Source organism: Micromonospora sp. CPCC 206061 (assembly GCF_036906915.1).
Classification (GTDB): domain Bacteria; phylum Actinomycetota; class Actinomycetes; order Mycobacteriales; family Micromonosporaceae; genus Phytohabitans.
In genome coordinates, this window is the sequence record NZ_JBAKHX010000029.1 from 24,872 (window position 1) to 49,216 (window position 24,345).

Consider the following 24,345-nt stretch of genomic DNA (forward strand, 5'->3'; position numbering starts at 1 on the left):
CCCGAGCGAAGCGAGGGCATCAGGCTCAGAGCCGACCGGACAGCTCCGCGTAGCCTCGGCGGACCGCCACCAGCGCGACGTCCGGGCCGAACGGGGCCTTCGCCGCGACGTGCTCCGCGGGCGCGCCGTCGGCGTGCCCGTCGCGGATCACCCAGTCCAGCGCGGCCAGCTCCTCGTGCTGGCCGCGCACGAAGTTCTGCCCCACCGCGGCGCCGTGGCCCGGCACGATCGCCGTCGAGGGCGTGGTGAGCCGCAACAGCGCGGCCACCGTCTCCGGCCACTCCAGCGGATACGCGTCGTCGAACGACGGCGCCGCGCCCTCCTCGACCAGGTCGCCGGCCACCACCACCTCGGCGTCGGGCACGTGCACGACCAGGTCGCCGTCCGTGTGCCCACGGCCGAAGTGATACAAGATCACGGCACGTCCGCCGAGGTCCAGCGTGGACTCGTGCCGCACGGTCTCGTTCGGCGCCATTATGGGTACCGTCAACAGCTCCTCGGCGATCGATGGCGCGAGCCGCAGGGCTTCCTCGTAGGCCTCCCGCCGCACCGCTTCAGCGCGGTCGCGCAACAGCGCGGCGACGCTGGCGTGCGCCCAGATCGGCCGTGGTGGAGAGGAGAGCGACCCAAGGTCAGCAAGCACCGCGTTGCCGAAAGTGTGGTCGAAATGGTGGTGGGTGTTGACGATCGTGAGCGCCGCCGGCGTGACCGCCCGCACCGCCACGGCCAGCTCCCCGGCCTGCGCCTCGGTGGCCAGCGTGTCGACGAGGATGGCCTCGCCGTCGCCGAGGATCAGGGTGGCGTTGACGTCCAGCACCGGGTAGCGCAGCACGTAGACGTCGTCGCCGACCTCGGCGAACTCAGCCCGGCTGGGCAAAGGCCCGCTCCACGAACGTGTGGCGGTCGACCAGCACCCGCTCGACCCGGCCCTCCGCCACGGTGGTCTTGCCGTCGATGACGACCACCTCGAAGAGCAGCCGCCGGCCGTCGACCTTGGCGAGCTTGGCCAGGGCGGCGACCGTGCGGCCGACCGGGGTGGGCGCCTTGTGGTCGAGCTCGACCCGCACGCCCACCGTGGTCATGCCCGGCGCCATCCGGGTGGCGGTGGCGGCCACAGTGGCGGCCTCGGCCAGCGCGAGCACCCGCGGCGTGCCCAGCACCGGCACGTCGCCCGAGCCGACCGCCTGCGCGGTGTCGGCGTCGGTGACGGTCAACTCCACGCGGGCCATGAGGCCGGGTGCGAAGCCGGGGTCCGGCTGCTGTTCCATCCGCTAAGCGTAGGCGCTCGGGATACGGTCGGACCATGAGTGACGCGCCCAGCCTGGTCGGCACCCCCCGACACCCCGTCGCATAACCTGGACGCCGATGTCCGTGACGATCACTCCGGCGCCCGGCGCGCCGCCACCCGACACACCGCCGCCGCTGTCCGAGGCCGGACGGCGGCGCCGGTTGATCGCCATGCTGGTCTGGGCGTCCGCCTTCACGGCCGGCTGGCTGCTGATCGGCCTGCCCACCGACCCGCTGTACGCGTTCGGCTGGCTGTGGACCGCGACGATCGCCTGGCGGATCGGGCAGCCGTGGCGCTCCCACCTGCTCTTCGCGCGCGACTGGCTGCCGATCGTGCTGGTGCTGGTCCTCTACAACCTGTCGCGCGGGTTCGCGGACAACGGCGCCACCCCGCACGTGCTGGAGCTGGTCGCCTTCGACCGGTGGATGTTCGGCTGGGCCACCGGCGGCGAGGTGCCCACCGTGTGGCTCCAGCAGCACCTGTACGACCCGGACCGGGTGCACTGGTGGGACGTGCTGGTGAGCTGGGTGTACTTCTCCCACTTCGTCGTCGCCCTGGCGGTCGCCGTGGTGCTGTGGCTCACCTCACGGCCGCGCTGGGCCGCGTTCATGCGCCGCTGGGTGTTCCTGTCGGTGACCGGCCTGATCACGTACTTCCTGTACCCGGCCGCCCCGCCGTGGTGGGCCGCACAGTACGGGCTGCTGCCCGACGTGGTGCGGATCTCCACCCGCGGCTGGCGGGCGATGGGCATGCACGGCGCCGGCAACCTGCTCAACGTCGGTCAGGTGGCCGCCAACCCGGTGGCCGCGATGCCGTCCCTGCACACCGCGTTCGCCCTGTTCGTCGTGGCGTACTTCCTGAACCGGGTGCGCAAGCGCTGGTGGCCCCTGCTGCTGACGTACCCGCTGGCGATGACGTTCACCCTGGTGTACGCGGGCGAGCACTACGTGCTGGACGTGCTCGTGGGCTGGGCGTACGTCGGGCTCACGTTTCTGGCGGTGGGACTGGGGGAGCGGTGGTGGGCGGCGCGCCGAGCGGCGCCCGCGGCGGCTGTGCCGGCCCGAGCTGTGCCTGCCCGAGCTGTGCCTGCCCGAGCTGTGCCTGCCCGAGCTGAGCCAACCGAAGCTGAGGAACCCGAGCCCGCGCTTCGCGAGAGCGCCGAGCCAGCTCAGCCGCCAGCCACCACGCCTCACTGAGATCCCGGTCGCGGGCGGCGGCGCTCTGCCCGCCGGCCGTGTCCGCGTACACCGTGGCGAGCCGCAGGCGGCGCTGGAGCGGCCCCTGCACCACCCGCACGCTCTGCACCCGGGCGTACGGCACGATGACCATCTGCCGGGTCAGCAGCCCGTCTCGCGACGCGACGACCTCGTCGGTGAGCGCGATCCCGATCACCGGCAGCGCGAGCGGGTGGAACCACCGCGCCCGTTTCGGCGGCGTCGACAGCGGCAGCCCGGTCAGCGCGATATCGGGCAGCACCTCGGCCAGTACCCGCTCGCTGGTCGGCGCGTCGCCGACCGGCAGCAGCCGGTCGAACGCCTTGTTCTCCTCGCCGCCCGACGCGGCGAAGCCGGCCACGTCGAGCCGCATCCGCAGCCACCGCTTGCGCCGCCACAGCAGCGGCCAGGTCACGCTCACCCCCTGGACGCGGTCGACCGGGATCGTCTGGCTGCGGGTCTCCAGCAGGCCGCCGCGCAGCCGCAGGCCGGCCTCCCCGCGCGCGATCCGGAAGTTCCAGTCGACGAGCACCCGCCGCACCGGCTGGAGCAGCACGCCGGCCATGGCGGTGACCGTGCTGGCGAGCGCGATGAACGACCAGGTCGCCTCGAACGCGAACTGGACCACCACGAACGCCACGCCGAACGGCATGAACAGCGCCTGCGGCGTGAGGAACTGGCTGACCAGCAGGTCGCGGTTGTCGACGACGTGGATCGGCTGCTCGACCGGGGCCACCGCCGGGGTGTCCGGGGTAGCGGGCGTCGCGGTGCCGGCGCGCCCCGCCAGGGTCAGCAGGCGCTCACGCAGCGCCAGCGCGTCGGACACGGTCACGAACGCCAGCGGCGCCTCGGTCTTGCCGCCGCCGACCACCTCCAGCCGTAGCTCGGCGAGGCCGGTGAGCTGGGCGAGCAGCGGGCGGACCACCTCGACGGACTGGAGGCGCTCCAGCGGGATCGCCCGGGTGCGCCGCCACAGCAGGCCCTCATGTATCCGCAGCTCCCGGCCGACCACGTGGTAGCCGGTGTTTGCCCAGCTCACGATGCCCAGCACGACCTGGCCGAGGAGCAGCGCGAGCACCATGATGGCGAACCAGCCCAGACCCACCTGGCCGAGGGTCTGCCAGGACAGCGCGGCGATGATCACCACGAGCGCCCGGCCGCCCCGCAGCAACGGCGTGAGCGGGTGCAGCCGCTTCTTCGGCTCGACCAGGACAGGCTCGGTCATGCGCCGCCGCCCGCAGCCGCCACAGAGCGGGGGGAGCTGTGAGGGCGGCTCGCGTCGCCCGAGCCGCCCGAGCGGAGCGAGGGCCAGGATTGCAGCGACCGGAGCGACTGGCGGCTACCGGGCGGCTCAAAGGGCGCATGACCCGCGCTCGCGGAGCGAGCGCCAGTTGGCAGGGTTCTCACAGGCCCTCCGCCCGATCCTCGCCGAGCGCGGTGAGCCGGTCGCGCAGCCGGGCCGCCTCCGGCGGGCGCAGGCCGGGCACCTTCGCGTCGCTCGCCGCGGCGGCGGTGTGCAGTTGCACCGTCGCCAGGTCGAAGAGGCGCTCCAGCGGTCCGGCGGTCACGTCGACGAACTGCATCCGCGCGTACGGCACGATCGACAGCCGGCGGATCAGCAGCCCGTGCCGCACCAGCAGGTCGTGGTCGCGCTCGGCGTATCCCCAGGAGCGCACCGACCGCACGCTGACGATCGCGTCCCACACCAGTAAGACCGCGACCAGCGCCAGCCCGGCGCCGAAGAGCCAGTGGCCGGTCAGCGCCAACCCGACGCCCAAACCGGTGGCGACCACGAGAGCGCCGATGCCCACGCGGATCAGCTCGACCCAGATGAGGTCTCGGGAGACGGGGCGCCAGTCGACGGTGTCCGGCCATGGTTCGAGCGCGTCGATGGGTGCTTCCCTTTGGGTCACCCGTTCAGGCTACGTTCCCGGGTGCTCTTCCACCTCGCGCAGGAACCCGCGAACACTGAGGAACTCGCCCAGCGACTCACGGTGAGCCTCACAGGCGAGCCACGTCTTGCGCCGCTCGGGCTCGTGCAGCTTGGGATTGTTCCACCTCAGGGCCCAGATGGCGGGCTCCCGGCAGCCGCGAGCGGAACACTTCACGGCTGAAGTGTAGGCGGCACGGTGAGAGTTAGAGCGCCGGGCGGCCACGGGGGAAGCCGCCCGGCGACGGCTGAATGGTACACGCGCAAAACCCCTCCCTGTCTACCCGTACGCCGTGCCTGTTTGGCCAGTTCCGGCGCGCCGTTCGCGCGTTGGGTTTCGCCACCCCGCGCCCGGCGGTGCCCGGATTTCCGGCGGCTGGTTAGCTGGGCGTGTAAGTCTTGGGTAGGCAAGGCGGGGCGGCGCCCCGCCACCCGAGTGCACGCCCCGTCGATGACGCCGCACCGCAGTGGAGGACCGGTGGCCCAGCCGAGCACGCCCGTAAACCCTGAGCCGTCCGCCGAACCGCTGGCTCCGAGCACCACCCCCGCCGAAGACGCAACCACGCTCGAACGCGCGTTGTTCGAGGTCAAGCGCGTGATCGTCGGGCAAGACCGCATGGTCGAGCGGATGTTCGTCGCGCTGTTGGCGCGCGGCCACTGCCTGCTGGAGGGCGTGCCCGGCGTGGCCAAGACGCTCGCCGTCGAGACCATCGCCAAGGTCGTCGGCGGCACCTTCGCCCGCGTGCAGTTCACCCCCGACCTGGTGCCGGCCGACATCGTGGGTACCCGTATCTATCGACAGTCGACCGAAAAATTCGACGTCGAGCTGGGCCCGGTTTTCGTGAACTTCCTACTCGCCGACGAGATCAACCGGGCACCGGCCAAGGTGCAGTCGGCCCTGCTGGAGGTCATGTCGGAGCAGCAGGTGTCCATCGGCGGCGAGACACACGAGGTGCCCAACCCGTTCCTCGTCATGGCCACCCAGAACCCGATCGAGCAGGAGGGCGTCTACCCCCTGCCGGAGGCGCAGCGCGACCGGTTCCTCATGAAGATCCTCGTTGGGTACCCGACGGACGCCGAGGAGCGCGAGATCGTGTACCGGATGGGCGTCAGCGCGCCCGAGCCTAACCCGGTCTTCACGCCCACCGAGCTGCTTGCGCTGCAGCGCAAGGCCGACCAGGTGTTCGTGCACAACGCGCTGGTCGACTACACCGTGCGACTCGTCCTGGCCACCCGCGCCCCCGCCGAGCACGGCATTCCCGACGTCGCGCAGCTGATCCAGTACGGCGCCAGCCCGCGCGCCTCGCTCGGCATCGTGCGCGCCACCCGCGCGCTCGCCCTGATGCGCGGCCGCGACTACGCGCTCCCGCAGGACCTGCAGGACATCGCGCCTGACATCCTCCGGCACCGGCTGGTGCTCAGCTACGACGCGCTCGCCGACGACATCCCCGCCGACCACATCGTCGCCCGCGTGATGGCCAACGTGCCGATGCCCAGCGTGGCGCCCCGGCAGAGCGCGGCCGCACAGGCCGCCCAGCCGTCGGCGCCGCCCGCGGGCGTGGGTACGGGCGCGCCGCAGCCCGCGGGCGCCTGGCCCGGCAAGCTTCCATGAGTCCCCTGGACGCCCAGACGACGGCGCGGGCGGACGCCGTCCTCTCCCGGCTCCAACTCCTCGTCACCCGCAAGCTTGACGGGCTGTTGCAGGGTGACTACGTAGGGTTGCTGCCAGGGCCGGGCAGCGAGGCGGGGGAGTCCCGGGAGTACCGGCCCGGCGACGACGTGCGGCGCATGGACTGGCCGGTCACCGCCCGCACCACGCTCCCGCACGTGCGCCGCACGGTCGCCGACCGCGAGTTGGAGACGTGGCTGGCCGTCGACCTGTCGGCCAGCCTGGAGTTCGGCACCGCCAAGTACCTCAAGCGTGAGGTCGCCATCGCCGCCGCCACCGCGCTCACCTACCTGACCGTGCGCGGCGGCAACCGCATCGGCGCGGTCGTCGGCACGGGCGCGGAGACGGTACGGCTGCCGGCCCGCCCCGGTCGCAAAGAGGCGCAGGGGCTGCTGCGCGCCATCGCCCGTACCCAGGTGAAACCCGGACGCGGCGACCTCGGCGCCCTGATCGAGCGGCTCAACCGCCCACCCCGGCGGCGAGGTGTCGCGGTCGTCATCTCCGACTTCCTCGTGGCGACCGAGCAGTGGGCCCGGCCCATGCGCAAGCTCGCGGTGCGCCACGACGTGCTCGCGATCGAGATCGTCGACCCCCGCGAGCTCGACCTGCCCGACGTCGGCGTACTCACCCTCGTCGACCCCGAAAGCGGCGCGCTGCACGAGGTGCAGACCGCCGACCCCAAGCTGCGCCGCCGGTACGCCGAGGCCGCCGCCGTACAGCGGGCGGCCATCGCCCAGGCGCTGCGCGGCGCGGGCGCGGCACACCTACGACTGCGCACCGACTCAGACTGGTTGCTGGACATGGTCCGGTTCGTCGCCGCCCAGCGGCACGCACGCACCCGAGGAACCACGCGATGATCCGTTTTCTGCAACCGTGGTGGTTGCTGGCGCTCCTCCCGGTACTGGCCATCGCCGCCGCGTACGTGTGGCGCCAGTTCCGGCGCCGGCAGTACGCCATCCGCTTCACCAACGTCGACATGCTGCGCACGCTCGCGCCCAAGGGCCTCGGCTGGCGCCGGCACGTGGCCGCTGTCGCGTTCCTGCTCTCGCTGCTCGCGCTGGCCACCGCCATGGCCCGTCCCTCCGTCGACCGCGAGGAGCCGCTGGAGCGCGCCACCATCATGCTCGCCATCGACGTGTCACTGTCGATGGAGGCCGACGACGTGGCGCCCAGCCGCATCGAGGCCGCGCAGGAGGCGGCCAAGCAGTTCGTCTCCGAGCTGCCCGCGACCTACAACCTGGGCCTGGTGTCGTTCGCCAAGTCGGCCAACGTGCTGGTGCCACCGACCAAGGACCGCCCGTCCGTGCTGTCCGCCATCGACGGGCTCACCCTGGCCGAGGCCACCGCCACCGGCGAGGCCGTCTTCACCTGCCTGGAGGCCATCCGCTCGGTGCCGGCCGACGGCGCCGCCGGTGCGCCGCCGGCCCGCATCGTGCTGCTCTCCGACGGCTACCGCACGTCCGGCCGCTCGGTCGAAGAGGCCGGCGCGGCGGCGGCGTCCGCCAACGTGCCCGTGTCGACGATCGCGTTCGGCACGGACGCGGGCGTCGTCGACATCGGTGGCCAGCTCCAGCCGGTACCGGTCGACCGGCTCGCGCTCGCCGAACTCGCCGAGACCACGCGCGGCTTCTTCTACGAGGCGGCAACGGTGAGCGAGCTCAAGCAGGTCTACGAAGACATGGGCAGCTCCATCGGCCACCGCATCCAGCCCCGCGAAGTAACCCAGTGGTACGCCGGCTTCGCCCTACTGTTCGCATTGGCGGCAGGCGCAATGAGCCTGCTCTGGACGAGCCGCCTGCCATAAAAGCCTCCTTCCGCGCCGATCAAGGGCAAACGCACGTGGTTCGATCTCTTTCCACGTGCGTTTGCCCTTGATCGATGCGATGTCCCTTGATCGCCGCGCAGCGATCGGGTTCCAGCCCGAGGGTGCACGTGATTCGGGAAGCGTGGGCAGTCCGCGGGGTCGTGCTCACCGCATCGCCGCATGAGTACGCCGACGCGGTGGTACCGGTGCTGGTGTTGGGGGCGTCAGACGAGGACGAAGAGGACGACGACCCAGACGGCGGCGAGCGTGAAGCCCAGAGGAGCGAAGTAGCGGTTCATGGCGGATCTCCCGTGGCGACAGGGCACGAAGGCACGCCCGGTCGAAACCGGGTGGCTTAGATGGGAGGGCGCGCGGCCCGGCTATGACTGGGGGGATCGCTATCTCGCACAGCGATCACCTCCAAAGGTCGTCCGGGCTCAGAACCGTCCGACATCGTATACCCATGACGTGACCAGAGCCGGCACGCGGCAACGAAAATCACCCCGAAGGCCGGTAGCCATGCCAGCCGTGCGGCCACTTACGGCAGGCCGTCCGGTCGTAGCCTGCCACGCGACGCGCCGGCGGAGGACTACTCGCCGACCGCGACCAGACCCGTTTCGTACGCCAGCACCACCGCCTGCGCCCGGTCGCGCAGGTTGAGCTTGGCGAGGATGCGTCCAATGTGGGTCTTCACGGTCTGCTCGGCCACCACGAGCTCGGCGGCTATCTCCGCATTGGACCGTCCACGTGCGATCAGCCGCAGCACCTCGGTTTCGCGCGGGGTGAGCGCGTTGAGCGCCGTGGGGCGGGGCCGGTCGCGGCTGGGGCGTGCGGCGAACTCGGCGATCAGCCGCCGCGTCACCGACGGCGCGAGAAGCGCCTCGCCGGCCGCGACGACCCGCACCGCCTGGACGAGATCGGCGGCGGGCGCGTCCTTGAGCAGGAAGCCGCTCGCGCCGGCCCGCAGCGCCTCGTAGACGTAGTCGTCGAGGTCGAACGTGGTCAGGATCAGCACGCGCGGGCGTTCGCTGCCGGGCGGGCGGTGGCCGATCAGGCGCCGGGTCGCCTCCAAGCCGTCGAGGACCGGCATACGCACGTCCATGAGCACGACGTCGGGGTCGAGGCGGCGCGCGGCGGTGACCGCGTCTGCGCCGTTGGCCGCGTCGCCGACCACGAGCAGGTCGTGCTGCGCCGCCAGCAGGGCCCCGAAGCCCTGCCGCACCATTGCCTGGTCGTCGGCGATGAGTACCCGGATCATGTCTGGTCGTAGGGTAGCCGAGCGTCGACCTCGAAGCCGCCTTCGGCCGTCGGCGCCGCCTCGAACTCACCGCCGAGCAGCACCGCCCGCTCCCGCATCCCCGTCAACCCATGTCCCTCACTCGTGGCATCGGTCGCCGGCTGGGCAGATGGTCCATTGTGGACGCGGATGAGGAGCTGACGGCTCCAGGGGCGGATTTCCACGCGTACCGGGGCGCCGGGCGCGTGGCGGGTGGCGTTGGCGAGCGCCTCCTGCACGATGCGGTACGCGGCAAGGCCGACCGGCTCGGGTGGTTCGGGGCCGCCGGCGGCGTCAAGCTCGATCTCGACGCCGGCGCGGCGGGCGGTGGCGACGAGCTCGGGCAGGTCGGTGAGGCCCGGCTGCGGCGCCTTGAGCGGCTCGGCGGCGTCGCTGCGAAGCACGCCCAGCAGCCGGCGCATCTCGGTCAGCGCGCCGCGCGCCGCCCCCGCGATCCCGCTGAACTCGTCGCGCACCGGGTCGGGCAGGTCACCGAGGCGGTAGGGGGCGGTCTCGGCCTGTACGGCGATCATCGACATGTGGTGGGCGACGACGTCGTGCAGCTCGCGTGCGATCCGGGCGCGCTCCTCCAGCACCGCGCGGCGGGCCTTCTCCAACTCGCTGACCTCGGACTGCTCGGTGAGCGCCCGCTTGATCCGGGCATTCCGCCCGATCAGGTCACCGACCACGACCACGACGGTGTAAAGCAGCGCGACCCCGGCCTGGTTGCTTGGCTGCACGAAGATCCAGACCGGGATCAGTGTGATCACGCCCATCCACACCGCGACCTGGCCGTCGACTCGGGCGGCGACGACCAGCACCACCACGAGGCTGATCACGATCTGACTGGGCGCCCAGGGCCAGCCGTCGTACAGGCCGCTGTTGAACGCGCCGAACAACTGGGCCACGATCATCAGCCGCCAGGCCACGAGCGGCCGGGATAGCAGGAGGAGCAGCGGCAGCACGGCGAGCGCGGCGATCACCACCGCGGCGGCCATCGGCAGCCGGCGGTCGTCGTTCAGGTACTGGGCGGTGATGATGCCGAGGGCGACGACCAAGGCCACGCCCAGCCCCGCTAGTCGCCGCCAGCGCGGCCCTACGCGGATCGGCGAGTAGTCGGGGCCGGCGAGGGTGCGGCGCAGCCCGTGCCACGCGGTGCGGAGGATCGATCCCACGGTGGCAGGCTACGGGCGGTGACCGGCGCAGGCGTGCTACCAGGGTGCCAACCACGACGTCATACCCCGGTAATGTCTGTGCGGCACGCCCACACGACGTAGGGGGACACATGTCGCGCACGGTGCTGGTGACCGGCGGCAACCGGGGGATCGGGCTGGCGATCGCCCAGGCGTTCGCGAAGCAGGGCGACCGGGTGGCCGTCACGCACCGGGGTTCCGGGGCGCCCGAGGGGCTGTTCGGGGTCCAGTGCGACATCACGGACACGGCGTCGGTCGACGCGGCCTTCACCGCGATCGAGGCAGAGCTGGGACCGGTCGAGGTGCTGGTGGCGAACGCCGGGATCACCGACGACACGCTGCTGCTGCGGATGTCGGAGGAGCAGTTCACGCGGGTCCTCGATACCAACCTGACCGGGTCGTACCGGGTGGCCAAGCGCGCGGCGACGAAGATGCTGCGCGCGCGCTGGGGGCGGATGATTTTCATCTCGTCAGTGGTCGGGCTGTACGGCTCGGCGGGGCAGGTCAACTACGCGGCCAGCAAGGCCGGCCTGGTGGGCGTCGCCCGGTCGATCACCCGCGAGCTGGGCAGCCGTAACATCACCGCCAACGTGGTGGCGCCCGGCTTCGTCGAGACGGACATGACGGCCGCACTGCCGGAGGAGCGCAAGGCCGAGTACCTGAAGGCGATCCCGGCGGGGCGGTTCGCCGTCGCGGACGAGGTGGCCGGCGTGGTCACCTGGCTGGCCGGCGACGCTGCCGGGTACGTCTCCGGGGCGGTCATCCCGGTCGACGGCGGCTTGGGCATGGGGCACTGACTCTTTGGAGGGGTTTCGAGTTGTCTGGACTGCTGGCCGGTAAGCGGCTGCTCGTCACCGGGATCATCACCGACCAGTCGATCGCGTTTTCGGTCGCGAAGCTCGCGCAGGAGCAGGGCGCCACGGTCGTACTGACCGGGTTCGGCCGGCTGTCGCTGGTCGAGCGGATCGCCAAGCGGCTGCCCGACGCGGCACCGGTCATCGAGCTCGACGTGCAGAACGAAGAGCACCTGGCCGGGCTCGCCGACAAGGTACGCGAGCACGTCGACGGGCTGGACGGCGTCGTGCACTCGATCGGATTCGCGCCGCAGAGCTGCCTCGGTGGCGGGTTCATGACGGCGCCGTGGGAAGACGTGGCCACCGCGCTGCACGTGTCGACGTACTCCTACAAGAGCCTGGCCTCGGCGGTGCTGCCGCTGATGGGCCCCGGCGGCGCGTTCGTCGGCCTCACCTTCGACGCGCAGCTGGCCTGGCCGGTGTACGACTGGATGGGTGTCGCGAAGGCGGGCCTGGAGTCGGCGTCGCGCTACCTCGCGCTGCACCTCGGCGGCCAGGGCATCCGCAGCAACCTTGTCTCCGCCGGCCCGCTGCGCACGATGGCGGCCAAGTCGATCCCGGGCTTCGAGCAGTTCGAGGACGAGTGGGTCAAGCGCGCGCCGCTCGGCTGGGACCTCGGCGACCAGGAGTCGGCGGCGAAGGCGTGCCTGGCGCTGCTGTCCGACTGGTTTCCCGCCACGACCGGCGAGATCATTCACGTCGACGGGGGATTCCACGCGGTCGGTGCATAGGACCTGGGTCCGCCGCAGCCTGGTCACCCACCTTGATGCAGGCCCTAGGGCAGGATAGGAGCATGGCGTACGACGCGTTGCTGCTGGTGTCGTTCGGTGGGCCGGAACACCCCGACGACGTGCTGCCCTTCCTCGCAAACGTGACCCGCGGCCGAAACGTGCCGCCGGAGCGGCTGGCCGAGGTGGCGGAGCACTACGAGCACTTCGGTGGGGTGTCCCCGATCAACCAGCAGTGCCGCGACCTGCTCGCGGCTCTTCGTTCCGGTTCCGACGTTCCGGTCTATTGGGGCAATCGGAACTGGCATCCCATGCTCGCCGACACCGTCGCGCAGATGCGCGACGACGGCGTGCGGCGCGCGCTGGCGTTCGTGACGAGCGCGTACGGCGGGTACTCGTCGTGCCGCCAGTACCTGGAGGACATCGCGGCGGCGCGGGCGGCGGTCGGGCCCGACGCGCCGGTCATCGAGAAGCTGCGGCACTTCCACGACCACCCGGGCTTCGTCGAGCCGCACGCCGACGCGGTACGGCAGGCGCGCGCCACCTTGCCTCCTGGCGGCGACGTGCGGCTGGTCTTCACCGCCCACTCGATCCCGGCGTCGATGGCTGCGTCCGCCGGTCCATCCGGAGGGCTTTACGAGAAGCAGTTGCATGAAACCGCCGGGCTGGTGGCGTCGCTTGGGGCGCCCGAGCTGCCATGGGATCTGGTGTGGCAGAGCCGCAGCGGGCCGCCGCACGTGCCGTGGCTGGAGCCGGACATCAACGACCATCTCCGCGCGGTCGCCGAGAAGGGCGTCACGGGCGTCGTCGTCAGCCCGATCGGGTTCGTCTCCGACCACCTCGAGGTGATCTGGGACCTCGACAACGAGGCCGCCGACACCGCGCGGCAGCTCGGCATGGCGTACGCCCGCGCCGGCACCCCCGGCACCGACCCCCGCTTCGTGGCGATGGTGCACGATCTTGTGAGCGAGCAGGTGAACGCGGGTACGCTGCCGGTTCGGGACACATGTCAAGCTGGGTGCTGTTTGGGAGGCCGCTCGTGACGGACCGCCGTAAGCCGGTGGAGAGCTGGCTCACCGACATGGACGGGGTGCTGGTCCACGAGGGGCAGCCGGTGCCTGGCGCACCCGAGTTCATCAACCGGCTCCGGGCATCCGGCAAGCCGTTCCTGGTGCTGACCAACAACTCCATCTACACGCCGCGCGACCTACAGGCGCGGCTGACCCGGATGGGCTTCGAGGTGCCCGAGCACGCCATCTGGACGGCGGCGCTCGCCACCGCGCAGTTCCTCGCCGACCAGCGGCCGGGCGGCACCGCGTACGTCATCGGCGAGGCCGGGCTGACGACCGCGATGCACGCTGTCGGATACATCCTGACCGACTTCGAGCCCGACTATGTGGTGCTGGGGGAGACCCGCACGTACAGCTTCGAGGCGATCACCAAGGCGGTCCGGCTGATCAACGGTGGGGCGCGGTTCATCTGTACGAACCCCGATCCGACCGGGCCGTCGATCGAGGGCGCGCTGCCGGCGGCTGGTTCGGTGGCCGCCATGATTTCCAAGGCGACCGGGGTCGAGCCGTACTTCGTCGGCAAACCGAACCCGATGATGATGCGGTCGGCGCTCAATACGATCGAGGCACATTCCGAGACGACCGCGATGATCGGCGATCGGATGGACACCGATGTGTTGTGCGGGTTGGAGGCTGGGTTGGAGACGATCCTGGTGTTGACGGGGATCAGTTCTCGTGTGGAGGCCGAGCGCTATCCGTACCGCCCGTCCCGCATCATCAATTCCGTCGTCGATCTGTTGGACGAGATCTGACCCGGTCGGCTTGATGCTGCTGAGCCAGGTGCGTTAGCGCCTGGAAGTGAACCTGGTCGCCTTCTGGCGGGCGGGGTCGGGTTTCGCGCCTTACGGGGTGTGGCAATCGAACATTGTCCACGATTCCCTCGGCTCGCTTTCGCCAATAGCCGCTCCTTCATTTCGTCGGTGAATGCCTGTAACGGCACGGCCTGGGTTGTTAGCACGTAGAGGCCGGGCCCGTGCTTTCTCAGAAACTTGACATTGCAAGGAGTCAACCTGGATGCGCCGCCGCTATCCGCGCTTGCGGTCGGCGCGCAGCTTCGAAGATTTGCGCTGGCCGGTGTTGAAGCCGCAGATATCCGCCGAGATTGCCCGCCCCGCCCCGCCCCGGCGCGAGCGTGCGGCTTTGTGTGATCGGCGCCCTCGCGGTGACGCCGATCAAGGGCATTCGTATCGATCAAGGGCAAATGCACGTGGAAAAGAGATCAAAGCACGTGCATTCGCCCTTGATCGGCGGCGAGAGGGGCCGCGCGGCGGCGGGGGCGCGGCTGCGGGGGCGGGAGAGGACGCGCGTAGTGGGGAGGGTTACTCGGGGCGTAAGGGGGAGTTGCAGGCTGCTACGAGGGCGCGACGGCAGGCTGTCGTCAGGGGGCGGAGGGCGGCGTCGCGTTGTTGGGCCTCGTAGCCGTTTACCGCGCCGCCCGGAGCCGCGTGCTCAGCCAGGGCCAGCACGCGGTCGAGGACGCTGGCACGGGCGAACAGGCGCCGCGCCCGCGGGTCGAAGCCAGGTGGCAGATCGATGCCGGCGTCGGGGCGGCGGAGGGCGGCGAGGGCGCCGGCCAGCTCGGGGCGCCACTGCGCCACGTCGAGCCGGGTGAGGGCGGCGGTGGCTTCGGCGAGGGCGGCGGACAGGTCGGCCTCGGCCTCGGCGGCTGTCAGGTCGCCCAGGGGGAGCGGGGCGTCGGGCAGCGGATACACGCGCCACAGCACGGTTTCGAACGTCACGCCGGAGCCGGAGGTGTGGGTGCGCACCTCGGGGATGAAGCCGAGGCCGCGCGCCACGACGGCTTCTCCCGCGACGAGCGCCGCGCCTGTGAACGGGCTCGGCTGGCTGGCGTTCGCTCCGCTAGCGCGGGCGGGCAGGCCGCGCGGGTCGCCCGGGGCGGGCAGCGCGAGCCGGATGTCGTCGGGGCTCAACTTGGACAGTGCCGGGAGCGCGTCGCCGAGCGGCACGTCGGTCCACGTGCCGGGTGCGTCGGCGACCAGGTGCTCCTCGTCACCGGCGATTTCTTCGGCGACCTCGTCGTACGGCACGAGGCCGGCGCGCCACGCACGAACCCACGCGGCGAACCGGCTGGACCGGCGCGCCGCCAACGTCGCCGCTGCTGCGGGGAACATGCGGCAAGAGTACGTGCTGCCCGCTGCCCTGTCTCGGTTGCGGCGCGTCTGCGCGGTCCCGCGTACCCGCGGCGCTAGCGTCCGATTCATGTATGGGGAGGACGTGCTCGCCGGCAATTGGCGCCGGCGCAAGAAGATTCCCGAGGTCGACGCCGACATGGACCTCGTGGTGGAGGACGCCGACTCGGGGTTCTGCGGCGCGGTGGTGGGATTCGAGTACGGCGCGGTGGTGCTGGAGGACAGGTACGGCAAGCGGCGGAACTTTCCGCTGGAACCGGCCGGGTTTCTGCTCGATGGCCAGCCGGTGACGCTGCGCCGTCCATCCGCGACACCAAGGCAGGAAGCCCGGCGACGCACCGCCTCCGGCTCGGTCGCGGTCGACGGGGTTCGCGCGCAGGTGGCGAAGGCGAGCCGTATCTGGGTGGAAGGCGTGCACGACGCCGCGCTGGTGGAACGGATCTGGGGCGACGACCTGCGCGTCGAGGGCGTGGTGGTGGAGCCGCTGGACGGCATCGACGAGCTCTCCGCGGCGGTGCGCGATTTCTCACCGAGCCCGCAGCGGCGTCTTGGCGTACTGGTCGACCACCTGGTCGCGGGCTCGAAGGAGAGCCGGATCGTGGCCGCGGTCACCTCGCCGTACGTACTGGTGACCGGCCATCCGTACGTGGATGTCTGGCAGGCGGTGAAGCCGGCGCGGCTGGGCCTGCGGGAGTGGCCGGTGGTGCCGCCGGGTCAGCCGTGGAAGGAGGGCGTCTGCCGGGCACTGGGTGTGGCGCATCCGGCTGACATGTGGCGGCGCATCCTGTCCACAGTGAACTCGTACCACGATGTGGAAACGCCGCTGATCAACGCGATGGAGCGCCTCATCGACTTCGTCACCGTCCCGCAGACGCCCTCCTGAGGGCTACGCGAGGGTGATGTCGGTGCCGGTCACGGCGATGTTCGCCGCGGGCAGGGCCGACTTCGCCGGGCCGCCCAGCACCGAGCCGTCCTCCAGCGAGAAGGTGCTCTGGTGGCAGGTACAGGTGATGGCGCTGCTGTCGATTTTGGACACCAGGCAGCCCTGGTGCGTGCAGAGGGCGCTGAACGCCTTGAAGTCCCCCTGGCTGGGCTGCGTGACGACGACCTTCTCGTCCGCGAAGATCTTGCCGCTGCCGACGGGGATCTCGCTGGTGCTGGCGAGCGCGTTCGAGCCGGATGAACCGGAGTCCGCGGAGGCGGAGGCGGACGGCGCCGCCGAGGTGGCCGTGGTGGAACCGGGCGAGGTGGAAGCGGAGTCACCGGAATCGTCGGACCCGCACGCCGCCACCAGGCTGACCGTACCGACGGCGCCGGCGGCAAGCACGGTGCGGCGGGCGACTACGCTTGGTTGAGCGTTCATCTTCATGGCGGACAGCATGGTGGGCCACCCTGGACGGTAACTGTGGTGAAGCTGTGGATTAGCTGAAAGGCTTAATTCAGGCAAGTCGGTGCGGATCGCGACTGAACACAAATGTCGCGATATCGAGGGCTTCAACCGCCCCATTCGCGTCCCGCCGGACCCGCAGCGTCTCGCCGTCGTTGTTGCCTGACCGGCCACGCCACTGGTCGGTCCCGGCAGGCGCGAACCGCCATGGCGCCCGCCCGCTCCGTACGACGACCAACTCGCCCGTCGCCCCGTCCCACGACGCCTCGTGCGCCAGCCCCATCCACCACCACTGCCCGCACAGTTCGGCCGCCTCCGGCGGCGGTGGGGCGGACGGGCGCCACCCGGGGACCGCCGGCACCGGCTCGCGGTCCAGCACGGTCGTGAGGATCGCCCGGCCCACGGCCAGCGGCACACCGTACGCGTTGGCGTACGCCACGACGCCCGTGCGGGACGGCCTATGCACGACCAGCGTGGACACGTACCCGGGCATCGAGCCGCCGTGCCCGACCAGCACCCGCTCGCCGACCCGGTACAGCTCGGGGCCGAGGCCGTGGCCGGAGGTCCACGAGTCGAGGTCGCTCATCACGACGGGCGCGCACATCTCGGTGAGCGTGTCGGGCGCGAGCAGATCGGGCGACGGGTCGGCGAGGAACGCGGCCCACTTGGCCAGGTCGGCCGCCGTCGACCAGAGCTGCCCGGCGGGCGCCATGGCCCCGGTGTCCGTGCGCGGCTCCTCGTGCAGCGTGCCGTGCCACGGGTGCACCACGTACCCGCGTGCGAACGGCTCCTCCGGGTGGTACGTCGTGCGGTTCATGCCGAGCGGCGCGAGCAGCCGGTCGGTGAGCAGCTCGATCCAGCGCCGTCCGGTGATGCGCTCCAGCACGGCACCGAGCAACCCGTACGCCAGGTTGGAGTAGTGGTACGTGCGGTGCGGCGGGAACGCGAGCTTGTCGGCGGTCAGCCCGGCGAGCAGCGTGTCGACGTCGCTGCCCTCGGTGCGCTCCCACCAGCCGGGGCTGTCCGGCTCGCGCTGGAGCCCGGCGGCGTGCCCGAGCAGCTGGCGCAGCGTCACGCCGCCCACGGGCGTGCCGGGCAGGTGCCGGTACAGCAGGTCGTCGAGCGCGAGCCGGCCCTCGTCGCGCAGTTGCATGACCAGTACGGCGGTCATCGTCTTGGAGATCGAGCCGATCCGGTACTGCACCCCGGCGTCCGGGTGCGGGTGCTCCCCGGCACCGGTGAAGTACTCCAGCTTGCCGTCGCGAACCACGCCTGCCACCAGCGAGGGCGCCCGCCCGACCGACTGGGCCTCGGCGACGAGCACGTCGATCTGTCGGGCGGTCGCGGGCAGCAACGAAGGCAGCAACGACACGATTCGGTACCTCCCTGATAGGGGTCAACGCGCTCGGAGCGCCGACGTTACCGTTCCGCTGCTCGCTGTACGTGCGCGAGCGTGACACGATCGGGGTGTGGATGCCGTTTTCTGGATCGTTCTAGGCGTGGTGCTCGCTGTCGCCGAGATGTTCACGTTTACGTTCGTCCTCATCATGCTCTCGGCGGGTGCCTTCGCGGCTGCCATCGCGGCGGGTCTCGGGGCGGGTGTGGCGGTCCAGGCCGTCGTCTTCGCGGTGGTGTCCGCCCTCGCGCTGGTCGCCGTCCGGCCGGTCATCAAGCGTCACCGGCAGTCGGCGCTGGAGTCCGGCGAGACACCGATGGGCGTCGAAGCCATCGAGGGCTCGACCGGCCTGGTGCTGGAGCAGGTCGACGCCGAGCACGGTTTGGTCAAGATCGACGGTGAACTGTGGAGCGCGCGCGCCTACGACGGCACGCAGGTGCTCGAAGCGGGCGAGCGGGTACGGGTCATAGAGGTGCGGGGCGCCACCGCCATGGTATGGCGGGACATTTAACCGGGGAGCTGAGATGGAGTTAGTGATAGCGCTCGTAGTGGGCCTGATCGCCCTGTTCGTGGTGATAACCCTGGTCCGGTCGGTGCGGATCGTGCCGCAGCAGCGCAACTTCGTGGTGGAGCGGCTCGGCAAGTACCAGCGGACGCTGCGGCCGGGTCTGAATGTGCTGGTGCCGTTCGTCGACTCGGTGCGCACCAAAGTGGACCTGCGCGAGCAGGTGGTCAGCTTTCCGCCCCAGCCGGTGATCACCTCGGACAACCTCGTGGTCTCGATCGACACCGTCCTCTACTTCAAGGTGATCGACCCGGTGAAGGCGACGTACGAGATCGCCAACTTCCTCCAGGCCATCGAGCAGCTCACCGTCACCACGCTGCGTAACGTGATCGGCTCGCTCGACCTGGAAAAGGCGCTCACCAGCCGCGAGGAGATCAACCGGCACCTGTCCGGCGTGCTCGACGAGACCACCGGCCGCTGGGGCGTCAAGGTGACCCGGGTGGAGATCAAGGCGATCGAACCGCCGCCGAGCATCCGCGACTCGATGGAGAAGCAGATGCGCGCCGAGCGCGAGCGGCGGGCGACGATCCTCACCGCCGAGGGGCAGAAGCAGGCACAGATCCTCAACGCCGAGGGTGACAAGCAGGGCGCGGTGCTGCGGGCCGACGGCGACCGGCAGTCGCGGATCCTCCAGGCCGAAGGCCAGGCCAAGGCGATCCGCATGGTGTTCGACGCGATCCACACCGCCAACCCCAGTCAGAAGGTGCTGGCTTACCAGTACCTGCAGGCGTTGCCGCAGATCGCCAACGGCCAGGCCAGCAAGGTGTGGATCGTGCCAGCCGAGCTCACCAAGGCCCTCGAAGGACTCGGTGGCGCGCTCGGGGGCCTCGCCGCGACGGCCGACGACACACCCGAGTCCGTACTCGACGCGAGTGCGGTCGAGCGCGAGGCGGCCGAGGCGGCCCAGTCCGCGGCGGACGCCGCACAGGAGGTCCAGCAAGAGGTGCACGAAGCCGAGCGGCAGGCCAGCGGCAAGACGGGGCAGCGGCCGCGCGGACTGCCGGCACCCAACCCGCTATCGCCGTCGAGCCTGCTCGGCACCGAGGACACCAAGCCGGAACACGCCTGAATAATCTGAACCGTCCACATCGCGCCCCGGCACCTGCCACGATCAAATGGATCAGGCGGTGCCGGGGCGCCGGTGCGTTCCGGCCGGGCGGAAGGTGGTCTGCCCATGACAAACGCGGCGAAGCACACCCGCCCAGCCGGTCCGACGACCCGCGCGGCACCGTCCCGCACCGTCCCGACGGTGTCCCGGGACGGCCCACCCACCAACGTGACGTGGGCGTGGTCGGTGCGCCGGCTCGGCCGCGCACTCATGTGGACGCTGCCCGCGTACGCGGTGGTGTTCGGCGGGATCACGTTCGGCCGGATGGACGGCGGCGGACCAGCGCCATATCTGGCCAACGGCCGGATCCTGCACCTGATCGGCTGGGTGGTGGCGACCTGGCTCGGACTGCTCGCGCTGCTCGCCATCGCCAGCCAGCTCGCCGCCGCGCGCAGCCGGCGCAGCGCGGCGGCCGGGCTGCTGATCGGCATGACCGGCATCGCGCTGCTGCTCCCGTTCGCCGCGCTACCGCCGGACACGCCGGTGTACGGGTGGGACGCGCGCCGCTTGGCGCTGGTCGGTGCCGGCGTGTACAGCCTCGGCTGGGTGCTCGCCGGCTGGGCGGTGGCGCGCTCGAAGCTCTTCACCAAGGGTGACGGCGTGCTGCTGATGGTGGCCGGCCCGATGCTGGGCGTCGGAGGACTGCTGATCGGTCCGCTCCAGACGGTCGGGGCGATCTTCGTACTGGCCGCCGGCATCGGCATGGCCTGGACGGCCGGCAACCTGATGCCGGCACCGCCCCGCAACGCCGCCGCCGAGGCGGCCGCCTCGGCCGGCGCCCGCGCGGTAGCCGCCCGCGCCGCCACTCACCCCTTGACAGAGTGAGCGAGGGAAGGCGTCGCCCCATCGGCGCCGCACGACCGAGCGAACCATGAAGCACTGCGACAATCGACCGTGTGGAGCTGATCACCGACCCGCACGACGAGCGGATCGCGGACTACCGCGCGCTCACCGACGTCGAGCTGCGCACCCGTTGGGAGCCGCCGCACGGGCTCTTCATCGCCGAGGGCGAGCTGGTGCTGCGGCGCGCGCTGCGGGCCGGTTACCAGCCCAGGTCCTACCTCGTCGACGAGAAACGCGTCGGGCAGATCGCCGACCTCGGTGACGCGCCGGTCTACGCCGCGAGCCAGGACGTGCTGGAAAAGGTGACCGGTTTCCATGTACACCGTGGCATGCTGGCGTCGTTTCACCGGCGTGCGGCGCCGGCGGCGGCCGAGGTGCTCGCGGCCGCGCGCCGGGTCGTGGTCCTCGAAGACATCAACAACCACACCAACGTCGGGGCGATCTTCCGGGGCGCCGCGGCGCTCGGCGTCGACGCGGTCCTGCTCTCACCCACCTGCGCCGACCCGCTGTACCGGCGCAGCGTCCGCGTCAGCATGGGCGAGGTGTTCGCGGTGCCGTACGCGACCCTGTCGCCGTGGCCGGACGCGCTGGAGCTGGTGCGGCAGGCGGGGTTCGCGCTGCTGGCGCTGACGCCCGCGCCGGACGCGGTACCCATCCAGCGGCTGACTCCCGACCAGCGCGCGCGGGCGGCGCTGCTTTTCGGCGCCGAGGGCGCCGGCCTGACCCGGCGCGCGATGGAGGCCAGCGACGCGCGCGTGGTCATCCCGATGCGGCGGGGTGTCGACTCCCTGAACGTGGCCGCGGCCGCCGCCGTGGCGTTCTGGGAGCTGGGTCGGGAAGACTGATCACGTGTTTCCGACCGTGCGTGAGGTCATCGCGCTCGACCCGGTGCGGCACGGCGAACCGCGCGTCGTGGCCGGCGAGTCCGAGCTGGACCGGCCCGTGCGGTGGGTGCACGTCGCCGAGGTGCCCGACATCGCGACGCTGCTGCGCGGCGGCGAGCTGGTGCTCACCACCGGCATCGGCCTGCCGGCCGACGACGAGGGGCTGCGCGCGTTCATCGCCGACCTGGCCGGCGTCGGCGTCGCCGGCCTGGTCGTGGAGCTTGGCCGGCGGTACACCGGCAGCGTCCCCAAGGTGATGGTCGCCGCGGCCGAACGGCGCCGGCTGCCCCTCGTCGAGCTGCGCCGGGCCACGCCGTTCGTGCGGATCACCGAGGCCGTGCATGCCCTGATCGTCGACGCCCAGCTCACGGAGCTGCGCGCCACTGAGGAGATCCACCAGCGGTTCACCGAACTGTCGGTCGAGGGCGCCGACCCGGCCGAGGTCGTGCACCAGGCCGCCGAGCTGGCCGGCTGCCCGGTGGTGCTGGAGAACCTGTCGCGCCAGGTGCTCGCGTACGACACCGCCGGCGACAGCCCTGAGCTGCTGCTCGACGGGTGGGAGCAGCATTCGCGGCGCATCCAGCCGGCGGGGCGCACCGCGTACGACGCCGGGTGGCTGGTCACGACCGTGGGCGCCCGCGGTCAGGACTGGGGCCGGCTGCTGCTGCGCTGGCCCGGTGCCGAGGCGCCGCCCACGCGTCTGTCGATCCTGCTGGAACGGGCCGCCTCGACGCTCGCCCTGGGCCGGCTGATCCGCCGCGACGCCGAGAGCCTCGAACGCCAGGTCCACCGCACGCTGCTCACCGTCCTGCTCGACCACAGCCGGCCGGTCGACGAGGTCGCGCTGCGGGCGCGGGCGCTGGGGGTGCCGCTGGAGCGTCACCCGCTGGTCGGCGTCGTGGTGCGGCACAGGGCAGACGACCTGCTCGCGCCGGCGCGTCTGCGTGACCTGGCCGAGGCGGTGGGGCAGGCGTTGCGCGAGGCCTCGCTGACCGGGTTGACCTCCGCGCTGGACGAATTGGCCGTGGGCGCGCTGCTGGCGCTGCGCGGCGACGAGGAGCGGGCGCTGTCCGCTTTCGCGGTCGCTCTTGATCGGGTACGCGGTGCCGCGGCACCGCCGGTCATCGTGGCGGCCGGTTCGCGGGTCGAGGAGCTGCGGGACGCCCGGCGCTCGCTCGTCGAGGCCAGGCAGGTGGCCGACGCGGCTCGCCACGACCGGCGGGACGTGCCGGTCTTCCGGCTCCCGCACGTCGGGGTGGCCGGCCTTCTGCACCTGCTGCGTGACGAGCCGCGCCTGCAGACCTTCGTGGAGCGTGAGCTGGGCGGGCTGCTGGCGTACGACGCGGGGCACCCGAAGGAGCAGTTGCTCGGCACCCTGCGGGCGTACCTGGACAGTGGGCGGAACAAGTCGGCGGCCGCCGCGGCGACGCATCTGTCCCGCCCAGCCTTGTACGAGCGGCTGGCCCGGATATCGCGGATCCTGGGCGTCGACCTGGACTCGGTGGAGTCCTGCCTGTCGCTGCACGTGGCCCTGCTGGCGCTGGAAGCGGTCCGAGACTCAAACATGAAACATTGACGCTTTTCTAGATCACCATTTTACTGGTGGGTAACATTCGCGGTCGAAAGGACGCCCGATGCGCTCACCGTGGAGAAGACGACTGGCCCTGCTCGCCGTGCCGGTGCTGTTGAGCGGCACGGCATCCCCCGCTCAGGCGGCGGCGCCGTTGCGAAACGTGTTGATGGTCGGCAACGCGTACGCCGGCACCGTCAGCTTCATCGACGAGCAGACGTTCGCCAACCTCGGCTCCCTCAACGTCATCCCCGACCTCCAGCAGCGCCTCGACGAGATGAACCTCGTCGAGCGCACCGCCTACGAGATCGTGCGCGGGCAGAACGGCGACAAGTTCGTCGACGACATGTTCCTGTCTCTGGACGGGAAGATCATGTACGTGTCCCGCGCCAATCTGCCCGACGTGGTGGCCATCGACCTGGTCACGCGCCGGCAGCTGTGGCGCTTCAAACTCGAGGGCTATCACGCCGACCACATGGCGATGTCGCCCGACGGCACCAAACTCATCGTCTCGGACACCACCGTCAACAAGGCGCAGGTGATCGACGCGCGCACCGGCACCGAGGTCGCCGAGTTCCCCACCGGCTCGTACCCCCACGCCAACGACTACTCGCCCGACGGCACCAAGCTGTACAACTCCAGCATCGGGACCGTCTCGCTTCCACGGTGGATGGAGTGGGCCAAGGGTGCCCGGCAGCTCACCGTCGTCGACCCGGCGACCTTCAAGGTCACCCGGGTCTACAACTTCGACCACGGCGTGCGGCCCGCGGTGTTCACCGCCGACAACAAGACCATGTACGCCCAGCTGTCGTACCTGAACGGCTTCGTCGAGTACGACCTGGTGGCCGGGCGGATCGTGCGGACCGTCGAGATGCCGTACGGGTCCGACGGGGCCTCGATCCACCCCGACGACTACCCGGGCAACTCGGCGCACCACGGCATGGCGATGTCCGGTGACAGTGCGAAGCTGTGCGTCGCCGGCACGATCGACGACTACGCGGCGATCGTGTCGCGGCCGGGGCTCACCACCGACCGGATCATCCCGCTGGGCGACATCCCGTACTGGTCACAGACCAGCGCCGACGGCAGGTACTGCTACGTGTCGCTGAGTGGCGAGGACGAGGTCGCCGTCATCTCGTACGCGACCGCCCAGGTGGTGGCCCGCGTCCCGGTAGGCGACTTCCCCCAACGCGAACGCAACGGCAAGGCCGCCCCCGAGGCGCTGGCCGCCCTGGACGCGGCAGCCGGCTGACGCGGCCCCTCCTCCCGCCCCGCTCGTCCGCTGATCAAGGGCAAACGCACGTGGTTCGATCTCTTTCCGCGTGCGTTTGCCCTTGATCCATGCAGATCTCCTTGATCAACACCGTCGCAGGCGGATATCGGGCAATCCGACCGGTGGTGGCGCTGGCGGGACGG

The 24,345-nt window shown here is 71.2% G+C and carries 24 protein-coding genes and 1 pseudogene; 15 read left to right on the forward strand and 10 right to left on the reverse strand.

Translation table 11 applies throughout. The annotated features are described in order from the left end of the window. Nucleotides 1–25 precede the first annotated feature (25 nt). Entirely contained in the window at nucleotides 26–877 is an 852-nt protein-coding gene (locus V6V89_RS20370; protein ID WP_334620761.1) for an MBL fold metallo-hydrolase, read from the reverse strand. After that, complete coding sequence (locus V6V89_RS20375) at nucleotides 861–1,268, reverse strand: thioesterase family protein (RefSeq protein WP_334620762.1); 408 nt, start codon at nucleotides 1,266–1,268, stop codon at nucleotides 861–863. Before V6V89_RS20375 ends, V6V89_RS20370 begins: the two co-directional genes overlap by 17 nt. A 445-nt stretch (nucleotides 1,269–1,713) precedes the next feature. Between V6V89_RS20375 and V6V89_RS41755 the strand changes: the two are divergent. After that, nucleotides 1,714–2,223: pseudogene (locus V6V89_RS41755) on the forward strand (phosphatase PAP2 family protein); the annotation flags it as partial. A gap of 49 nt (nucleotides 2,224–2,272) precedes the next feature. Here V6V89_RS41755 and V6V89_RS20385 read toward each other — a convergent pair. The 3 genes from V6V89_RS20385 to V6V89_RS20395 form a co-directional block, all read right to left on the reverse strand. After that, nucleotides 2,273–3,727 (reverse strand): PH domain-containing protein, encoded by a 1,455-nt coding sequence (locus tag V6V89_RS20385; RefSeq protein WP_442935184.1) that lies wholly within the window; start codon nucleotides 3,725–3,727, stop codon nucleotides 2,273–2,275. Between the two features lie 178 nt (nucleotides 3,728–3,905). After that, nucleotides 3,906–4,415, reverse strand: a complete 510-nt coding sequence (locus V6V89_RS20390; RefSeq protein WP_334620763.1) for a PH domain-containing protein — start codon at nucleotides 4,413–4,415, stop codon at nucleotides 3,906–3,908. Nucleotides 4,416–4,424: 9 nt separating this feature from the next. Further along, entirely contained in the window at nucleotides 4,425–4,610 is a 186-nt protein-coding gene (locus V6V89_RS20395; RefSeq protein WP_334620764.1) for a hypothetical protein, read from the reverse strand. A gap of 300 nt (nucleotides 4,611–4,910) precedes the next feature. On the opposite strand from V6V89_RS20395, the gene V6V89_RS20400 reads away from it, so the two are divergent. From V6V89_RS20400 to V6V89_RS20410, 3 genes are read left to right on the forward strand one after another with little or no spacing between them, the layout of a single operon-like run. Beyond that, on the forward strand, nucleotides 4,911–6,044 hold the full coding sequence (locus V6V89_RS20400) for an AAA family ATPase (RefSeq protein ID WP_334620765.1): 1,134 nt from the start codon (nucleotides 4,911–4,913) through the stop codon (nucleotides 6,042–6,044). Further along, on the forward strand, nucleotides 6,041–6,958 hold the full coding sequence (locus V6V89_RS20405; RefSeq protein WP_334620766.1) for a DUF58 domain-containing protein: 918 nt from the start codon (nucleotides 6,041–6,043) through the stop codon (nucleotides 6,956–6,958). The genes V6V89_RS20400 and V6V89_RS20405 overlap by 4 nt, the downstream gene beginning before the upstream one ends. Beyond that, complete coding sequence (locus V6V89_RS20410; RefSeq protein ID WP_334620767.1) at nucleotides 6,955–7,905, forward strand: VWA domain-containing protein; 951 nt, start codon at nucleotides 6,955–6,957, stop codon at nucleotides 7,903–7,905. The genes V6V89_RS20405 and V6V89_RS20410 overlap by 4 nt, the downstream gene beginning before the upstream one ends. A 589-nt stretch (nucleotides 7,906–8,494) precedes the next feature. On the opposite strand, the gene V6V89_RS20415 is transcribed toward V6V89_RS20410, so the two are convergent. Continuing rightward, a complete protein-coding gene (locus V6V89_RS20415; RefSeq protein WP_334620768.1) occupies nucleotides 8,495–9,163 on the reverse strand; it encodes a response regulator transcription factor in 669 nt (222 codons plus the stop codon). Continuing rightward, on the reverse strand, nucleotides 9,160–10,356 hold the full coding sequence (locus tag V6V89_RS20420) for a sensor histidine kinase (RefSeq protein WP_334620769.1): 1,197 nt from the start codon (nucleotides 10,354–10,356) through the stop codon (nucleotides 9,160–9,162). The genes V6V89_RS20415 and V6V89_RS20420 overlap by 4 nt, the downstream gene beginning before the upstream one ends. Nucleotides 10,357–10,466: 110 nt before the next feature. Here V6V89_RS20420 and fabG point away from each other — a divergent pair, with 110 nt between their 5' ends. The 4 genes from fabG to V6V89_RS20440 all read left to right on the forward strand — a co-directional run bounded on the left by fabG (nucleotide 10,467) and on the right by V6V89_RS20440 (nucleotide 13,778). Further along, nucleotides 10,467–11,171, forward strand: a complete 705-nt coding sequence (gene fabG, locus V6V89_RS20425) for a 3-oxoacyl-ACP reductase FabG (RefSeq protein ID WP_334620770.1) — start codon at nucleotides 10,467–10,469, stop codon at nucleotides 11,169–11,171. Between the two features lie 20 nt (nucleotides 11,172–11,191). Then, on the forward strand, nucleotides 11,192–11,959 hold the full coding sequence (gene fabI / locus V6V89_RS20430; protein WP_334620771.1) for an enoyl-ACP reductase FabI: 768 nt from the start codon (nucleotides 11,192–11,194) through the stop codon (nucleotides 11,957–11,959). 62 nt (nucleotides 11,960–12,021) lie between these two features. Then, nucleotides 12,022–12,999 (forward strand): ferrochelatase, encoded by a 978-nt coding sequence (locus V6V89_RS20435; RefSeq protein ID WP_334620772.1) that lies wholly within the window; start codon nucleotides 12,022–12,024, stop codon nucleotides 12,997–12,999. After that, entirely contained in the window at nucleotides 12,963–13,778 is an 816-nt protein-coding gene (locus tag V6V89_RS20440) for an HAD-IIA family hydrolase (RefSeq protein WP_334620773.1), read from the forward strand. The genes V6V89_RS20435 and V6V89_RS20440 overlap by 37 nt, the downstream gene beginning before the upstream one ends. A 567-nt stretch (nucleotides 13,779–14,345) precedes the next feature. Here V6V89_RS20440 and V6V89_RS20445 read toward each other — a convergent pair. Then, nucleotides 14,346–15,158, reverse strand: coding sequence for a hypothetical protein (locus tag V6V89_RS20445; RefSeq protein ID WP_334620774.1), 813 nt, complete (start codon nucleotides 15,156–15,158; stop codon nucleotides 14,346–14,348). A gap of 88 nt (nucleotides 15,159–15,246) precedes the next feature. Here V6V89_RS20445 and V6V89_RS20450 point away from each other — a divergent pair, with 88 nt between their 5' ends. After that, complete coding sequence (locus V6V89_RS20450; protein ID WP_334620775.1) at nucleotides 15,247–16,059, forward strand: DUF3097 domain-containing protein; 813 nt, start codon at nucleotides 15,247–15,249, stop codon at nucleotides 16,057–16,059. A gap of 3 nt (nucleotides 16,060–16,062) precedes the next feature. Here V6V89_RS20450 and V6V89_RS20455 read toward each other — a convergent pair whose 3' ends face one another. Continuing rightward, nucleotides 16,063–16,545 carry a Rieske (2Fe-2S) protein gene (locus tag V6V89_RS20455; RefSeq protein WP_334620776.1) on the reverse strand — a complete coding sequence of 161 codons (483 nt, stop codon included), beginning with the start codon at nucleotides 16,543–16,545 and terminating at the stop codon, nucleotides 16,063–16,065. Nucleotides 16,546–16,615: 70 nt separating this feature from the next. Next, a complete protein-coding gene (locus V6V89_RS20460; RefSeq protein ID WP_442935185.1) occupies nucleotides 16,616–17,935 on the reverse strand; it encodes a serine hydrolase domain-containing protein in 1,320 nt (439 codons plus the stop codon). A 97-nt stretch (nucleotides 17,936–18,032) separates the two neighbouring features. Between V6V89_RS20460 and V6V89_RS20465 the strand changes: the two genes are divergently transcribed. From V6V89_RS20465 to V6V89_RS20490, 6 genes are all read left to right on the forward strand, one after another. Next, nucleotides 18,033–18,470 (forward strand): NfeD family protein, encoded by a 438-nt coding sequence (locus V6V89_RS20465; protein WP_334620777.1) that lies wholly within the window; start codon nucleotides 18,033–18,035, stop codon nucleotides 18,468–18,470. Nucleotides 18,471–18,483: 13 nt separating this feature from the next. Next, nucleotides 18,484–19,593 carry an SPFH domain-containing protein gene (locus V6V89_RS20470; protein ID WP_334620778.1) on the forward strand — a complete coding sequence of 370 codons (1,110 nt, stop codon included), beginning with the start codon at nucleotides 18,484–18,486 and terminating at the stop codon, nucleotides 19,591–19,593. Nucleotides 19,594–19,698: 105 nt separating this feature from the next. Further along, a complete protein-coding gene (locus tag V6V89_RS20475) occupies nucleotides 19,699–20,457 on the forward strand; it encodes a hypothetical protein (protein ID WP_334620779.1) in 759 nt (252 codons plus the stop codon). A gap of 71 nt (nucleotides 20,458–20,528) precedes the next feature. Then, the gene (locus tag V6V89_RS20480) at nucleotides 20,529–21,320 is read left to right on the forward strand and encodes a TrmH family RNA methyltransferase (protein ID WP_334620780.1); all 792 of its coding nucleotides are present in this window, start codon (nucleotides 20,529–20,531) and stop codon (nucleotides 21,318–21,320) included. A gap of 4 nt (nucleotides 21,321–21,324) precedes the next feature. Further along, nucleotides 21,325–22,935, forward strand: coding sequence for a PucR family transcriptional regulator (locus V6V89_RS20485; protein ID WP_334620781.1), 1,611 nt, complete (start codon nucleotides 21,325–21,327; stop codon nucleotides 22,933–22,935). 58 nt (nucleotides 22,936–22,993) lie between these two features. Beyond that, nucleotides 22,994–24,181, forward strand: coding sequence for a YncE family protein (locus V6V89_RS20490; protein WP_334620782.1), 1,188 nt, complete (start codon nucleotides 22,994–22,996; stop codon nucleotides 24,179–24,181). The last annotated feature ends 164 nt before the right edge of the window (nucleotides 24,182–24,345 follow it).

Coding starts and splice junctions, on each gene's coding strand:
- V6V89_RS20445 (WP_334620774.1), bottom strand. CDS start 15,158: ATGTTCCCCGCAGCAGCGGCGACGTTGGCGGCGCGCCGGTCCAGCCGG.
- V6V89_RS20470 (WP_334620778.1), top strand. CDS start 18,484: ATGGAGTTAGTGATAGCGCTCGTAGTGGGCCTGATCGCCCTGTTCGTG.
- V6V89_RS20415 (WP_334620768.1), bottom strand. CDS start 9,163: ATGATCCGGGTACTCATCGCCGACGACCAGGCAATGGTGCGGCAGGGC.
- V6V89_RS20410 (WP_334620767.1), top strand. CDS start 6,955: ATGATCCGTTTTCTGCAACCGTGGTGGTTGCTGGCGCTCCTCCCGGTA.
- V6V89_RS20375 (WP_334620762.1), bottom strand. CDS start 1,268: ATGGAACAGCAGCCGGACCCCGGCTTCGCACCCGGCCTCATGGCCCGC.
- V6V89_RS20490 (WP_334620782.1), top strand. CDS start 22,994: ATGCGCTCACCGTGGAGAAGACGACTGGCCCTGCTCGCCGTGCCGGTG.
- V6V89_RS20455 (WP_334620776.1), bottom strand. CDS start 16,545: ATGAAGATGAACGCTCAACCAAGCGTAGTCGCCCGCCGCACCGTGCTT.
- V6V89_RS20385 (WP_442935184.1), bottom strand. CDS start 3,727: ATGACCGAGCCTGTCCTGGTCGAGCCGAAGAAGCGGCTGCACCCGCTC.
- V6V89_RS20435 (WP_334620772.1), top strand. CDS start 12,022: ATGGCGTACGACGCGTTGCTGCTGGTGTCGTTCGGTGGGCCGGAACAC.
- V6V89_RS20440 (WP_334620773.1), top strand. CDS start 12,963: ATGTCAAGCTGGGTGCTGTTTGGGAGGCCGCTCGTGACGGACCGCCGT.
- fabG (WP_334620770.1), top strand. CDS start 10,467: ATGTCGCGCACGGTGCTGGTGACCGGCGGCAACCGGGGGATCGGGCTG.
- V6V89_RS20450 (WP_334620775.1), top strand. CDS start 15,247: ATGTATGGGGAGGACGTGCTCGCCGGCAATTGGCGCCGGCGCAAGAAG.
- V6V89_RS20475 (WP_334620779.1), top strand. CDS start 19,699: ATGACAAACGCGGCGAAGCACACCCGCCCAGCCGGTCCGACGACCCGC.
- V6V89_RS20405 (WP_334620766.1), top strand. CDS start 6,041: ATGAGTCCCCTGGACGCCCAGACGACGGCGCGGGCGGACGCCGTCCTC.